The organism is Acidobacteriota bacterium, assembly GCA_022562055.1.
In the GTDB taxonomy this organism is placed as follows: domain Bacteria; phylum Actinomycetota; class Acidimicrobiia; order Spongiisociales; family UBA5794; genus BMS3BBIN02.
The window spans coordinates 1-13,199 of sequence record JADFQA010000032.1 but is presented as its reverse complement, the minus strand read 5'-3'; the positions used below and the strand labels follow the sequence as shown (position 1 = coordinate 13,199).

The window sequence follows — 13,199 nt, the reverse complement described above, 5'->3', positions numbered from 1 at the left end:
CTAGACTTGTTTTCCTATGTCGATCTTTAGAAAAGTCCTGCATTTTGGCGAAGGTAAGCATCTCAAAGAGCTTCTTGAACTTGTCGACGCCGTGAACGCTGTCGAAGCCGGCGTTGTTGATCTCACCGACGAAGAGTTGCGCGCCAAGACAGATGAGTTCCGCAAGCGTCTGGAGGTCGGTGAATCGGTGGATGACCTCGAGGTAGAGGCGTTTGCAGTCGTGCGTGAGGCCGCGATCCGGGTGCTCGGTCAACGCCACTACGACGTCCAGGTCATTGGTGCCGGAGCCTTGAACCGCGGCATGATCGCCGAGATGCGTACCGGCGAAGGAAAGACCTTGGTCGGCACGATGCCGGCGTATCTCAACGGGCTGACCGGTGACGGTGTCCATATCGTGACAGTCAACGACTACCTAGCGTCACGCGACGCGCAGTGGATGGGTCGTATCCACAAGTTCCTCGGCCTGAGTGTGGGCTTGATCCAGTCATCCATGACGCCGGAGGAGCGCCGCCCCGAGTACGAAGCAGACATCACGTACGGGACCAACAACGAGTTCGGTTTCGACTATCTGCGCGACAACATGGCAATGCGCCCCCAGAACATGGTGCAGCAAGGTCATGCCTACGCCATCATCGACGAGGTCGATTCGATCCTCATCGACGAGGCCCGCACGCCGCTCATCATCTCAGGGATCGTCGGTGAATCAGGCAAGTGGTACAAGGAGTTCGCTCGCATCGTTCAGCGGTTGCGTCGCGACGATGACTACGAGGTCGATGAAAAGAAGCGGCTTGTCATCACCACCGAACAGGGAGTGTATCGGGTCGAAGAGATCCTCGGGATCGAAAACATGTACGACCACGCCAACGTCGACATGATTCAACATCTCGATGTCGCGCTAAAAGCGAAGGAACTTTACGAGCGTGACGTCGACTACCTGATCAACAACGGAGAAGTGAAGATTGTCGACGAGTTTACCGGCCGCGTGCTCGACGGGCGTCGGTATTCGGAGGGGCAGCATCAGGCGATTGAAGCCAAAGAAGGCGTTCGCATCAAAGAGGAGAACCAGACCCTCGCCACGATCACGTTGCAGAACTACTTCCGGATGTATGAAAAACTGTGTGGCATGACCGGGACGGCTGTCACCGAAGAGGGCGAGTTCAAGGAGATCTACGGTCTCGACGTCATTGTGGTTCCCACCAACGAGGACATCGCCCGCGCCGATCAACCAGATTTGGTGTACATCGATGAGGAAGCGAAGTTCGACGCGCTCGTCGATGACATCGTAGAACGTCACGAGGACCTGCAGCCCATACTCGTCGGCACGATTTCGATCGAGAAGTCCGAGCTCTTGTCGGGCCTGCTCAGCCGGCGCGGCGTGAAACACGAGGTACTTAACGCCAAACAGCACGCCAACGAGAGCGTAATCGTTGCACAGGCCGGGCAACCGGGTGCGGTCACTGTTGCGACGAACATGGCTGGGCGTGGGGTCGACATCATGCTCGGCGGCAACCCCGAAGCGCTTGCCGAGCAGGAAATGCGCAAGCTCGACATCCTGCCCGATGCGCAAGAATATTCTGCGGTGCTCGCGGAGGCTACGAAGAAGTTCACTGTCGAGACCGCCGCGGCGAAGTCAGTCGTGCTAAATGCCGGGGGGTTGTACGTTTTAGGAACCGAGAGACACGACTCGCGCCGCATCGACAATCAGCTCCGCGGGCGTTCCGGCCGTCAAGGTGACGTTGGTGAGTCACGGTTCTACTTGTCTCTCCAGGACGATCTCATGCGCCGCTTCGCCAACGACCGTGTTGCATCGATCATGGCGCGACTCAAGATTCCCCGCGACGTGCCGATCGAGGCTGGGATGGTGTCAAAGGCGATCGAACGTGCCCAGACCCAAGTCGAGTCGCAGAACTTTGAGATTCGCAAGGACGTACTGAAGTACGACGAAGTGATGAACACGCAGCGCAAGATCATTTATCAATGGCGCAACCAGGTTCTCCAGGATGACGACACCAGCTCGCTTGTCGAGACTTGGCGCGATGAGGTTGTCGAAAACGAAGTTCTCGCCGTGATCGAGAACGTTGATCCACATGAATGGGACTGGGATGAGCTTGAGCACGCCATGGCCCAGGTCTACCCATCAACGTTGACTCGAGCCTCGTTTGCAGATGCGGATACGATCACCGAGGATGAGGTGGTCGAGGCGTTCCTCAACGAAGCCGCCAAGGCGTACGTGGCCCGCGAAGCCGAACTGGGAACCGACCTACTCCGACAGCTTGAACGGTCGGTGATTTTGACGGTTATCGACAACAAATGGCGAGATCACCTCGCAGCAATGGACTATCTGCGTTCGGGTATCGGTCTGCGGGCGCTCGCGCAACGTGATCCGCTGGTCGAGTACCAGAGGGAGGGGTACGACGCCTTTTCGGATCTTGTTGACTCCGTAAAGCGGGACGGAATTCGGTACGTCTTTCACGTCAAAGTCGAGCAGCGCAAGCAGCCCGAACGTCCGAAAAACGTCCAGACGTCGGGACCTGTTGCAAAACATCCGACCGTTCGCGTCAAGCAGAAGATCGGTCGCAATGAGCCATGTCATTGCGGATCGGGTAAGAAATTCAAATACTGTCACGGTAAGCCGGGCGCCAGCCAGTAACCCTTCGGCGCGGTTGTGCCCGCTTGTCCGTGTAGCATCGGGCGCACTATGAACAACAGCGATCCTCTCCGCCTCATCCAGCAACTCCGCACCCGGCTCGATAACGCCAGGAGGTTCCTTTGACGTTCCTGGCAAGGAAGCCGAGCTAGTTCATTTACGCGAACTTGCTGCGGCGCCCGACCTTTGGAAAGACGACGTCCGTGCCCGTGCGATCACTCAGAAGCTGGCTCGCTTTGGCAGTGTGATCGATCGCGTTGGGGGCCTCACAGAATCACTCGACGACACCGAGATTCTTCTCGAGATCGCGCTGGAAGAGGGAGATGTTGAATCTGAGGCCGAGCTCGTTGAGGAGCTTGGCGCACTGAGCACGGTGGTGGATGCTCTTGAACGCGAGACGCTGTTTTTCGGAGAGTACGACGACCGTGCCGCCATCGTGAGCGTGCACGCTGGCGCCGGAGGCGTCGACGCCCAGGACTGGGCCGAGATTCTCCTGCGCATGTACGTTCGTTACCTTGAACGGAGTCCGCTGGACTTTGTCATCGACGAGATCCAGTCTGGTGACGAGGCCGGTATCAAGTCCGCGACGATCACCATTCGCGGCGACCACGCGTACGGGACGTTTGAGAGCGAGCGCGGCACACACAGGTTGGTGCGCATATCTCCGTTTGATTCGCAGGCGAGGCGCCACACGAGTTTCGCAGGTGTCGACGTCGTCCCTGAGATCGAGATTGGCGAGGTAGAGATCAACCAGGACGATCTGCGGATTGATACCTATCGCTCTCAGGGCGCCGGTGGGCAGCATGTCAACACGTCGGACTCCGCAGTGCGGATCACACATCTACCCACCGGCATCGTGGTCGCTTGCCAAAATCAGCGATCGCAGCTCCAAAATAGGAACCGCGCAATGCAGATCCTTGCATCACGACTGGCTGAACATTCGCGCCAACTGCAGTTGGAGGAAATAGAAGCTGTCCGTGGCGAGAAGGTCGAGGCCGGTTGGGGGCGTCAGATTCGATCGTATGTGATGCAGCCGTACCAGATGGTCAAGGATCTCCGGTCGAACTATGAAATCGGCAACGTGCAAGGTGTACTCGACGGTGACCTAGATGGGTTCATCGACGCCTACCTGCAATGGCGGCGTGAGGAACACGAAACGTCGACGATCGAGGTCACAGTTGATTAGAGGTCACAGTTGATTAGTTGGCCTAATCGTGCGTCGTCGGTACCATTCTTATCTGTGGCAACACCGCCACACCAGGTCAATGCAGTCGCGTGCGCTGCGGGTCCCCGAGACGAGACAGGAAGTACATGATTCGCGTCCAGAATGTCACCAAGATTTATGATGGTGGTGTCGTTGCGCTCAAGGACGTCAGCCTTGATGTGGCGAAGGGCGATTTTGTATTCCTTGTCGGTGCGTCGGGTTCGGGAAAGTCCACGATGCTGCGTCTGATGATGCGCGAGGAGAAACCAACGAGCGGCGATATTTGGGTGGCTGGTAAACATGCGTCCGAGCTGCCGCAGTGGAAAATTCCTCCGCTGCGCCGGTCGATCGGAACCGTGTTTCAGGATTTCAAACTTCTGCAAAACAAGACAGTGTACGAGAATGTGGCGTTCGCGTTGGAAGCCACCGGGCGGCCGCGCCATGTGATCAACACCCAAGTCCCCCAGGTGCTGAAGCTTGTCGGTCTGTCTGCAAAGTCGGATCGCTATCCGAAACAGCTTTCCGGTGGTGAACAGCAGCGTGTGTCGGTGGCGCGAGCCGTTGTAAATCGCCCACTGATCTTGCTTGCAGACGAGCCAACCGGCAACCTCGATCCAGCGACATCTGTGGGCATCATGAGAATCCTCGACAGAATCAACCGCACCGGGACAACGGTCGTCATGGCCACTCACGATCACGCCATCGTTGATGCCATGCGCCGGCGTGTCGTGCAACTCGATCGCGGGCGAATCGTTCGCGACCAAGACGCGGGTGCGTACCAGCAGGTGAGGCTGCGTAAAGTCTCAAAGTCCCCTTCGGGTGAGGCTGCTGTGCCATTTCCGGCCGAGCCGGGTTTCGGCATTGGCGGAGACGGGCAAGAAACGGAGGATTCGGGTGCCGGCGCCGAAATCGACAACAGGTCGACCGATAAAACTGACGAGACCGACAAGAAGTCGACTGAAGAAGTCGTGCCGAGCGAGGACCACGAGTCGCCCGAGGTTGGCGCCGAAACCGGAGAACCTGACAAGGAGACGACATGAGACGGGTGTCCTACATGCTTTCGGAGGCGTTCCGGAACATTTCGAGGAATCTTGTGGTCGTGCTTGGCGCTGTTCTTGCGGTGTTTATCTCTCTGTTCCTCACGTTCGGATCGATCATTTTCGGTCAGATCGCAGAAGTCACCCTCCAGGAGTGGCAGGAGGATGTGAGGGTCATCGCATACCTGCGGGACGACGTTGTCGATCCGGCGGGTCTTGTAGCAGAAGTGTCATCGTGGGACGGGGTCGAGAACGTCAACTTCTTCTCCAAACCGCAGGCGATCGAAGAGGCCCGCCGACTGTTTGCTAGCGATCCGGCCCGGCTGCGTCTGCTTGAGGAAAACCCATCCTTTATCCCTGCGTCATTGCGGATTGCTCCGTCTGACCTTGAGGACGTCGAAGGTGTAGCCGCCCAACTCCAGGGTCTACCGGGCGTCGACAAGGTGCGGTCCGCCGACGACGCGGTGGAGCGCCTAATTTCACTGCGTACGGCCCTGCAAACATTCTCGCTCGTGCTTGCGACCGCGCTCGGAATTGCTGCGATAGCGCTTATTGCGAACACCATCCACATGGCGATCTACGCGCGGCGGGACGAAATCGAAATAATGCAATTAGTTGGTGCTAGCCGGTGGTTCGTTCGGACCCCGTTTATCATCGAAGGGGTTGTTGAGGGGACCTTGGGAGGCTTGTTCTCTGTGGGGTTCGTGTTAGCGCTGTACCGAACCGCGCTCAGAGCCGAAATTCCAAATCTCATTTCGATTGACGTCGGCAATGCGTTTTTGTCGCAGTGGTCGGTGTTGATAGTTGTCTTCGGTGCAGTCGTCGGATTCGTCGGTTCCAGCCTAAGTCTGGTTCTGCACCGAGGGATCAAGCTGTAGTGGCCTTGCACCGAAACCTGGTCAGCGGTGTGATGGGTGCAGATTGTTGTCGGGTCCGCTCGTGAAGAGGAGCGTCTTGTGGTTGCTCGTCGCCGGACTCGTACTGGCTGTGCCTGGTTTCGCCGGGGCCCACGGTCTTGAGGGCGAACTCGACGACGTCCAGCGTCGGATGCGCGAACTTGCAGAGCAGATCGAAGGTGCTGACGGCGCCCGCAGCGAGTTGGCGCAGGAGATCCTTGCGACACACGAGATTCTTCATGACATCAACGACCAACTCGACTCCTCAGAGGCGGAACTACTTGCGGCTACCGTCGATCTCGACGACAACCTGGCGACCCTGGACACGCTGAGGAAAAAGCTCGACGTCTCGTACCGTCGCCTCGAGGTGATGGGCGTTGAGAAGGCCGCCAATCGAGCTGCCGCCATCGATCTTGCAAGACGCGAGTACATCAACGGCGCTGTCGAGTCGCCGGTCTTCTTTATGGACGCGGCAAGTGTGACGGACGTCATGGTACGGGGTGAATATCTCATCCGGGCCTCCAACACCAACGACGTGCTGTTCGTTCGGCTCGAAACTCTCGAGCAGCAAGAGGATCGCCAGCAAGAACTCATCGACGTCGCCGAGGACAAGCAAGCCGACCTTGTCAAACGACTCGCCGACACCGAGGCTCGACTTGTCGAGATTCGTGATCGTGTTGAGCTGCGACAAGGTGCCCAGAAGGCGGAACTTGATCGACAGGCAGCAATCCTTGCCAAACTTGACGACGAGATAGTCCATTTCGAGAACGCGCTGGAAGTCCTGGATGAAGACCAGGATCGGATCAAGGCGCTGATTCGTGAGAACAACAATCCGAGTGGCACGACTCCGGGAGTGCTGCTTCGTCCCGTTTCGGGACGTGTCACATCGCCATTCGGGCCGCGTGTACACCCAATTCTGGGGACAGTACGGATGCATACAGGGATCGACCTGGCCGGTGCAAGTGGTACCAACATCAGAGCGGCTGCGGGCGGCAGGGTCATTCTCGCCGGGTGGAACGGCGGTTACGGGAACACCGTCATTATCGTCCACGCTGGTGGCATGACGACCCTGTACGCCCACCAGAAGGGTGTCAACGTCTCGGTGGGCCAAGACGTCAAAGCTGGCGACGTCATCGGGTTTGTTGGTTCATCGGGGCTGTCGACCGGACCGCACCTGCATTTCGAGGTGCGGCTGAACGGCAACCCCGTCAACCCAGCCCCATACTTGTAAACGGGATGGCTAAGAGCAGTGGATCTGATGTCACGGTCGCGACGAATCGTCGCGCCCGCCACGACTACGACATACTCGACACTTGGGAATGCGGCGTAGTTTTGACCGGGTCAGAGGTGAAATCACTGCGCGCCGCCGAGGTGGTCATCAAGGACGCCTATGCGGAGATCAGCGAGAACGAGGTGTGGTTGGAGAACATGCACATCGCACCGTACTTGTTCGCCAGGGAAGGTGGCCACGAAGCCGAGCGGCGACGCAAGCTACTGATGCACCGGCGCGAAATTGATCGACTTTCCGGGCGCATCAAGGAGCAGGGCCTCACTCTCGTGCCGCTTAAGGTTTACTTCAAAAACAACCGGGTCAAGATCGAACTAGCGTTGGTAAAAGGCCGTCGGAACTACGACAAACGTCAGGCGATCCGTACACGCGAGGAGAAACGCGAGATGGATCGCGCTGTACGCCGTCAACGCGACGGGTAGAACGGCAAGCAGATACGCTCAACCGAGACGTTCGTTGAGCCGACTGGTACACTAGAACCGCACACCGATGGTGTTGTACCCCTGTTGGGGGTGACACGGTTTCGACTGTGAGAGTTGATGTGTCGGAAGCGAGCCGAGGTACACCGGAGTCCTCGTTAAAAGCCGGTAAACAAATACGTGCCGACGACAATCTGGCACTGGCCGCCTAACTAAGCGGTCTATCCGCCCGGAGGGTTCCCGTCTCGCCGGTCCCGGGTAACGCAATACGGGATGCTGCACTCAGGGGTTAGGACTGGGAGCTCAAGACTAATTCTGACTAGGAACGAGGGAATACTTTGCCGACGGCGGTCCCATGTTTCCGAAACGCTCGCTGTTGGCTGCGCTCGGAGATGCCGGCGCTGAAACCTCATAGGACGGGGGTTCGACTCCCCCCACCTCCACAACACTGAAGAGGGCGGACCCGCAAGGGCCCGCCCTCTTCAGTGTTGTGGTTCGCCATTGGCAGCGGCCCGCCGGCTCACGGGGAGACGGTGAACGTGCCGTTCGGGTCAGATCCCTCGGCCTGCCACTCGGCCCATGTGCGCCCTGAACCGCTGAGGTAGACGAACCAGTCTGTCGAAGCGTCTGGATAGACGTAGTTGTTGTCGTCGAACACGCCAATGCTGATGTTTGTGCCGTTGGTTGTCGTTCCGCTCTTGCCAGAGTCGGTCACAGCGTTGTTGTCGACCGATGCGCCAGTCGCAGTAAGCACACCGTACTTTCCGTACGTGGAATCCAGACCCTGGCCGTAGATGATGATGCCGTTGCGGTTGTATTGAACGGTGTTTCCGAAAATGGTGGCGTTGGGACCACGGACGACTATTGCAGCATTAAGGATGGTGTCTGGCTGCTGGGTGGCGTTCGATGTCAGCACGTTGTCCTTGATGGTCACGTCGTAGGAAAATTTGTGATAGATGGCGCCGCGCCAGTTGTTGGTGATGGTGTTTTGCGAGTACACCGTGTTCAGGTTGTCCAAGTCGCCCCAGATACCACGGGCGTCGTTGTCGTGTATGTTGTTTCCTGATATCACAACGTTGGTCGTGTTTTGAAGCCTCACCGCGCCGTAGAACTTGCTGCGGTCGCCGTTCTGGTAGATCTCGTTGTTTGCGATCGTGACGTTGGACACGTTTGTGATGAGGATCGCGTCGTAGCCGTGGTCATAGATGGTGCAGTCCGAGATCGTTCCACCATCCGACACCGTCACACCCGCGTATTTGTTGTCATGCACGATGCAGTTCGATACGGTCCAGTTGTCGCCGGCGCCGTGGATTGCGCCGGTCCCGGCTACGGAGTTGTACCGCGTGACCTCAAATCCGCTGATGGTGACGCCGTTAACCGGGTTATCTATGTCGGTGAATGCATAGCTGTAGTCCCACATACCGTCGAGCTTGGCGCCCGGTTCTCCGTCGATCGTTTGGCCCGCTTTGGGACGGATTTCCTGACGCAGGTACGTACCGCTACGTACGAGGATTGTGGCGCCCGGGGGCTGTTGGTCGATGACACTTTGAATGGACCACCCGAGAGGCACTACGGCGTCGTATCCGTTGGGGACTGTTGGGGCGGTGTACCCCGGCGGAGGCGGTGGAGGGTCAGCGAGAGCGAGTGCCCTTGAGAGGAACGAGGCCATCTGACCGCGTGTCACGAAATCGTCAGGGCAGAACTGGTCGTTGGCCGGCGGGTTACAACCAGCCGTGATCCCGGCCGACGCCAGACGATCGATGGATCCGGCGAAGATCGAGTCGTCGTCGTCCGTGAAGAGGTCGACTCCACCGGACGGTAGCGATAGACCGCGAGCAAGAAACGCCGCCATTTCTCCGCGGGTAACAGGCCTCTCCGGGCAGTAGGTTCGGTCTCTACAGCCGCGCGTGATGCCAGACGCTGCGAGGCGGTTGATGTTCGCCTCGAAAATGGAGTCTGAGTCATCATCAAAGAAATCAATCGTTGTTGGTTCTAGGTTGAGAGCCCGGTCGAGAAACGCTGCCATCTGGCCGCGGGTGACCGAGTCCTTGGGGCAGAATCGCGAGTTATCGGGCGGGTTGCAACCTTTTGTAATCCCTGCAAAGGCAAGCTTGTCGATGTTGGTCTCGTGAACGCTGTCGGACGTGTCTCGAAACCCCGAGCCGCGTCCGCCACAACCAACTCGCTGGTCCGACAAGACAAGTTCGTCGAAATCGAAAGACATGGTGCCCGGTGCTGTCGCCGTTCCTCCGTAATACACGTCAGACCAGAATTCGCGCACGTTGATCCCAGAATCGGCCGACCCTCGGAAGGTGAAGCGATCGTCGTAGTACGCCAGCTTTTCGTCAACCCAGCCTTCGAGAACACCATTCGCGACACCGGGCGTGTTCATAACTACCCGGCCTTCGACGCAGTACCAGCGGCTATGTTCCAGGACGCCAGGAGAGTCGTGCCACGGTTCGGTTTCACCAGAGGAGCCGGGCTGTCCGCGGTGGTACACGTAAAATCCGATCTGCGTGTGCGTTCCAGCTCTGTCTGCATCAGGTGCTGTGAACATCATCCGTGCGGACCATCCCGGGTTTGCATCACCGGGCCTGATCTTGTTGCGGCCCGAGCTTGAGTACAACCCTGACGGTCCCGGAAGTTTGCCCTGACCGTAGTTTGTAAACCCATCGGGGAATCTCAGCCAGTAGCGGTAGAACAGTTCGTCGGGTTCTGTCTCACCATTGGCCGCAAACTCCCAGCGCATTGCTGATCCGAAATGAGATCCCGTGGGTATCGTTACGCGAATCCCAGATCCCTCGATTCCGTCTGAGATCGTCGAAATTCGGTTGCGGCTACCGATGTCAGAATCGAACCAGTCGGTGCCCCATGTGGATGGGGGAGCGTCGTATCCCTCATCGAGGTAGGTAGTCGAAGCGGCATGCGCAGACGGAGCAGCGGCGTTGACAGGGACGAACACGGCAGCCATCACAACAATGGCTGTCGCGATGCGTCCCGGGCGATGAGTTTTGTGCATCTGACTAGGTAGCTCTGGCTTGCGGTCTATGTGTCTGAGCGTCGGCCGCGTATATCCCCACAGCCGGTCGCCGGTACCCGAACAGTATCGGCCACACGCCGATTTTTCTGAAGCTGCGGATCGGTTGTCTTGGGCCTATGCGGAAGCGCGCGTGCGTCTCGTTCGTGCTAACGCGTTAGTTGTGTCAATGTGGTGGGGGGCATATAGTCGGGTCCACGCTGGCATGCGATCCCGGCGGATGACCTGGGCCTCGAGGATTGGATCGAACTATGAGCAGAGTGATACGAGCCGCAATTCTGCAGACCGAGTGGACGGGCGACAAGGAGTCCATGATCGATGTTCACGAGAAATACGCTCGTGAGGCCGCCGCTGAGGGAGCGCAGGTCATGTGTTTCCAGGAGTTGTTCTACGGACCCTACTTCTGCCAGGTCCAGGAGACTGAGTACTACGACTACGCCGAGGCGATTCCTGACGGTCCGACAACCAAACGGTTTCAAGCTCTAGCCAAGGAACTCAACATGGTGTTGGTGCTCCCGATGTACGAACTTGAGCAACCGGGGTTTTTGTACAACACTGCTGCGGTGATTGACGCTGACGGCACCTACCTCGGTAAGTACCGCAAGACCCACATCCCGCAGGTCAAAGGGTTCTGGGAGAAGTTCTACTTCCGGCCGGGCAACCTGGGGTATCCAATCTTCGAGACCGCCGTTGGCAAGGTAGCCGTATACATTTGCTACGACCGGCATTTTCCGGAGGGGTGGCGGGCACTGGGCCTTGCAGGTGCCGAGATCGTGTTCAACCCTTCGGCTACCAGCCGTGGATTGTCTTCGTATCTCTGGCAGTTGGAGCAGACGGCGTCGGCAGCGGCGAATATGTATTTCGTGGGCGCAATCAACAGGGTCGGAATCGAATCACTCGGTGACAATGACTTTTACGGAACGTCGTATTTCGCAAATCCACGCGGGCAGTTCGTCGACGGCACCGCATCCGACCAAAACGCCGAATTGGTCATCCGTGACCTCGATCTGGATCTCATTGCGGAAACCCGCAACCAATGGGCTTTCTACCGCGACCGGAGGCCGGATGCGTATGGTTCGCTTACCGAGGGTTAGGCATGACAACACACGCTGAGCTGCTTGCCCGGCACAGGGCCGTTATGCCGTCATGGCTGGCGCTGTATTACGAAGAGCCGATTGCGATTTCACATGGCGAAGGTCGGCATGTCTGGGACATTGAGGGCAACAAGTACCTCGATTTCTTTGGGGGAATCCTCACCACGATGACCGGGTACAACGTGCCAGAGGTTGTGAAAGCCATACAGGAACAGGCAGCCAAGATGCTCCACACCTCAACGCTGTATCTGTCTGACGAGATGGTGACCCTTGCCGAGCGGATCGCCGAGATGTCAGGCATCGAAGACGCCCGCGTCTTCTTTACACCTTCCGGGACCGAAGCGAACGACGCCGCGATCATGCTGGCTACCTCGTACCGTGGATCGAACGAGGTGTTGGCGATCCGCAACAGTTACCACGGAAGATCGTTCACCGCCGTCTCGCTGACGAGCCATCGGTCGTGGTCGCCGACTAGTTACACCGGTTTGAAGGTCAACTTTGTACAGGGTCCGTATCGGCTGCGGAGTCCGTTCCGTCACATGGACGACGCGAGCTACACCGCGGCATGCGTGGAGGATCTTGAACAGGTCATAGACATGATGACGTCTGGCACCGTCGCATGCATGATTGCCGAACCCATCCAAGGAGTTGGTGGGTTTGCCACCCCGCCTGATGGGTTTTTCGGTGAGTTCAAGAAAGTGCTCGACCGGTACGGGATCCTGTTCATCTCAGACGAAGTCCAGACTGGTTGGGGGCGTACCGGCGAGCACCTGTGGGGCTACCAAGCCCACAACATGACACCCGACATCATGACTTTTGCGAAGGGGGTCGGCAACGGCCTAGCTATCGGCGGAGTCGTGACGACGGCCGAAATCATGGATTCTATGGGCGCCAACAGCATTTCGACCTTCGGAGGAAACCCACTCGTTTCAGCGGGAGCACTTGCGAATCTTGACTATCTCATAAAGCACGACCTGCAGGGGAATAGCCTGAAGCAGGGGGAGCGTCTACGGCGCGTTCTGGAACCTGTGGTCGATGAAACGGAATGGATTGCGGAGCTGCGTGGCAAGGGTCTGATGCTCGCAATCGAGACTGTGAAGTCCGGTTCGAACGAACCGGACGCCGGCAAGTCTTCGGCTCTGCTCGAAGCTTGCAAGGATCGTGGTCTTCTCGTTGGCAAGGGTGGGTTGTATGGCAACGTATTACGCATCGCTCCACCGCTGAGTATCACCGACGAGGAGATGGACGAAGGGGCGGCCATTCTCGTTGCGGCGATCCGAGAAGTTGACTAGAACCGCAGGACCCAGGAGAGACACATGAAAACGCTCATCAAGGGTGGCACGATCGTCACGGCCATCGACACTATGAAAGCCGACCTGCTGATCGATGGGGAAAAAATTGTTGCGATTGCGGCCTCCGGATCGCACGATCTTGAACCGTCGGCGGACACTGTTATCGACGCGACCGGCAAACTTGTGACCCCGGGGTCAATCGATGTTCACACGCATATGGAGCTCCCGTTCGGCGGGACCGTTGCATCCGACAACTTCGAGACCGGGACGCGTGCTGCGGCGTGG

Annotated in this window: 10 protein-coding genes and 1 other RNA gene; 10 read left to right on the top strand and 1 reads right to left on the bottom strand. The window is 58.0% G+C overall.

Going from position 1 to position 13,199, the window contains the following annotated elements; translation table 11 throughout:
- The first annotated feature begins 16 nt into the window (after window positions 1–16).
- The 7 genes from secA to ssrA all read left to right on the top strand — a co-directional run bounded on the left by secA (window position 17) and on the right by ssrA (window position 7,937).
- Complete coding sequence (secA, locus tag IIC71_11450; GenBank protein MCH7669793.1) at window positions 17–2,650, top strand: preprotein translocase subunit SecA; 2,634 nt, start codon at window positions 17–19, stop codon at window positions 2,648–2,650.
- Window positions 2,651–2,698: 48 nt separating this feature from the next.
- Window positions 2,699–3,833 (top strand): peptide chain release factor 2 gene (gene prfB, locus IIC71_11445; protein MCH7669792.1). Its coding sequence is split into 2 segments (ribosomal slippage): window positions 2,699–2,770 and window positions 2,772–3,833, totalling 1,134 coding nucleotides; the frame shifts between segments, so codons are not numbered across the junction.
- 125 nt (window positions 3,834–3,958) lie between these two features.
- Entirely contained in the window at window positions 3,959–4,891 is a 933-nt protein-coding gene (gene ftsE / locus IIC71_11440) for a cell division ATP-binding protein FtsE (protein MCH7669791.1), read from the top strand.
- Window positions 4,888–5,766, top strand: a complete 879-nt coding sequence (locus tag IIC71_11435) for an ABC transporter permease (protein MCH7669790.1) — start codon at window positions 4,888–4,890, stop codon at window positions 5,764–5,766. Before ftsE ends, IIC71_11435 begins: the two co-directional genes overlap by 4 nt.
- Window positions 5,767–5,827: 61 nt before the next feature.
- The gene (locus tag IIC71_11430) at window positions 5,828–7,015 is read left to right on the top strand and encodes a peptidoglycan DD-metalloendopeptidase family protein (protein MCH7669789.1); all 1,188 of its coding nucleotides are present in this window, start codon (window positions 5,828–5,830) and stop codon (window positions 7,013–7,015) included.
- A gap of 5 nt (window positions 7,016–7,020) precedes the next feature.
- Window positions 7,021–7,494: an SsrA-binding protein SmpB gene (gene smpB / locus IIC71_11425; GenBank protein ID MCH7669788.1), complete on the top strand. Its 474-nt coding sequence runs from the start codon at window positions 7,021–7,023 to the stop codon at window positions 7,492–7,494.
- A gap of 86 nt (window positions 7,495–7,580) precedes the next feature.
- Window positions 7,581–7,937: a transfer-messenger RNA gene (gene ssrA, locus IIC71_11420) on the top strand.
- 74 nt (window positions 7,938–8,011) lie between these two features.
- Here the strand turns inward: ssrA and IIC71_11415 are convergent.
- The gene (locus IIC71_11415; protein MCH7669787.1) at window positions 8,012–10,510 is read right to left on the bottom strand and encodes a right-handed parallel beta-helix repeat-containing protein; all 2,499 of its coding nucleotides are present in this window, start codon (window positions 10,508–10,510) and stop codon (window positions 8,012–8,014) included.
- Between the two features lie 269 nt (window positions 10,511–10,779).
- Between IIC71_11415 and IIC71_11410 the strand changes: the two genes are divergently transcribed.
- From IIC71_11410 to IIC71_11400, 3 genes are all read left to right on the top strand, one after another.
- The gene (locus tag IIC71_11410) at window positions 10,780–11,622 is read left to right on the top strand and encodes an acyltransferase (protein MCH7669786.1); all 843 of its coding nucleotides are present in this window, start codon (window positions 10,780–10,782) and stop codon (window positions 11,620–11,622) included.
- 2 nt (window positions 11,623–11,624) lie between these two features.
- Complete coding sequence (locus tag IIC71_11405) at window positions 11,625–12,914, top strand: aspartate aminotransferase family protein (GenBank protein ID MCH7669785.1); 1,290 nt, start codon at window positions 11,625–11,627, stop codon at window positions 12,912–12,914.
- 24 nt (window positions 12,915–12,938) lie between these two features.
- The coding region (locus IIC71_11400) for a dihydropyrimidinase (protein ID MCH7669784.1) at window positions 12,939–13,199 on the top strand (261 nt) is incomplete at its 3' end.

Excerpts from the sequence above, each read along its gene's own strand:
- secA (MCH7669793.1), top strand. The coding sequence starts at position 17 with ATGTCGATCTTTAGAAAAGTCCTGCATTTTGGCGAAGGTAAGCATCTC.
- IIC71_11405 (MCH7669785.1), top strand. The coding sequence starts at position 11,625 with ATGACAACACACGCTGAGCTGCTTGCCCGGCACAGGGCCGTTATGCCG.
- ftsE (MCH7669791.1), top strand. The coding sequence starts at position 3,959 with ATGATTCGCGTCCAGAATGTCACCAAGATTTATGATGGTGGTGTCGTT.
- IIC71_11415 (MCH7669787.1), bottom strand. The coding sequence starts at position 10,510 with ATGCACAAAACTCATCGCCCGGGACGCATCGCGACAGCCATTGTTGTG.
- smpB (MCH7669788.1), top strand. The coding sequence starts at position 7,021 with ATGGCTAAGAGCAGTGGATCTGATGTCACGGTCGCGACGAATCGTCGC.
- IIC71_11435 (MCH7669790.1), top strand. The coding sequence starts at position 4,888 with ATGAGACGGGTGTCCTACATGCTTTCGGAGGCGTTCCGGAACATTTCG.
- IIC71_11410 (MCH7669786.1), top strand. The coding sequence starts at position 10,780 with ATGAGCAGAGTGATACGAGCCGCAATTCTGCAGACCGAGTGGACGGGC.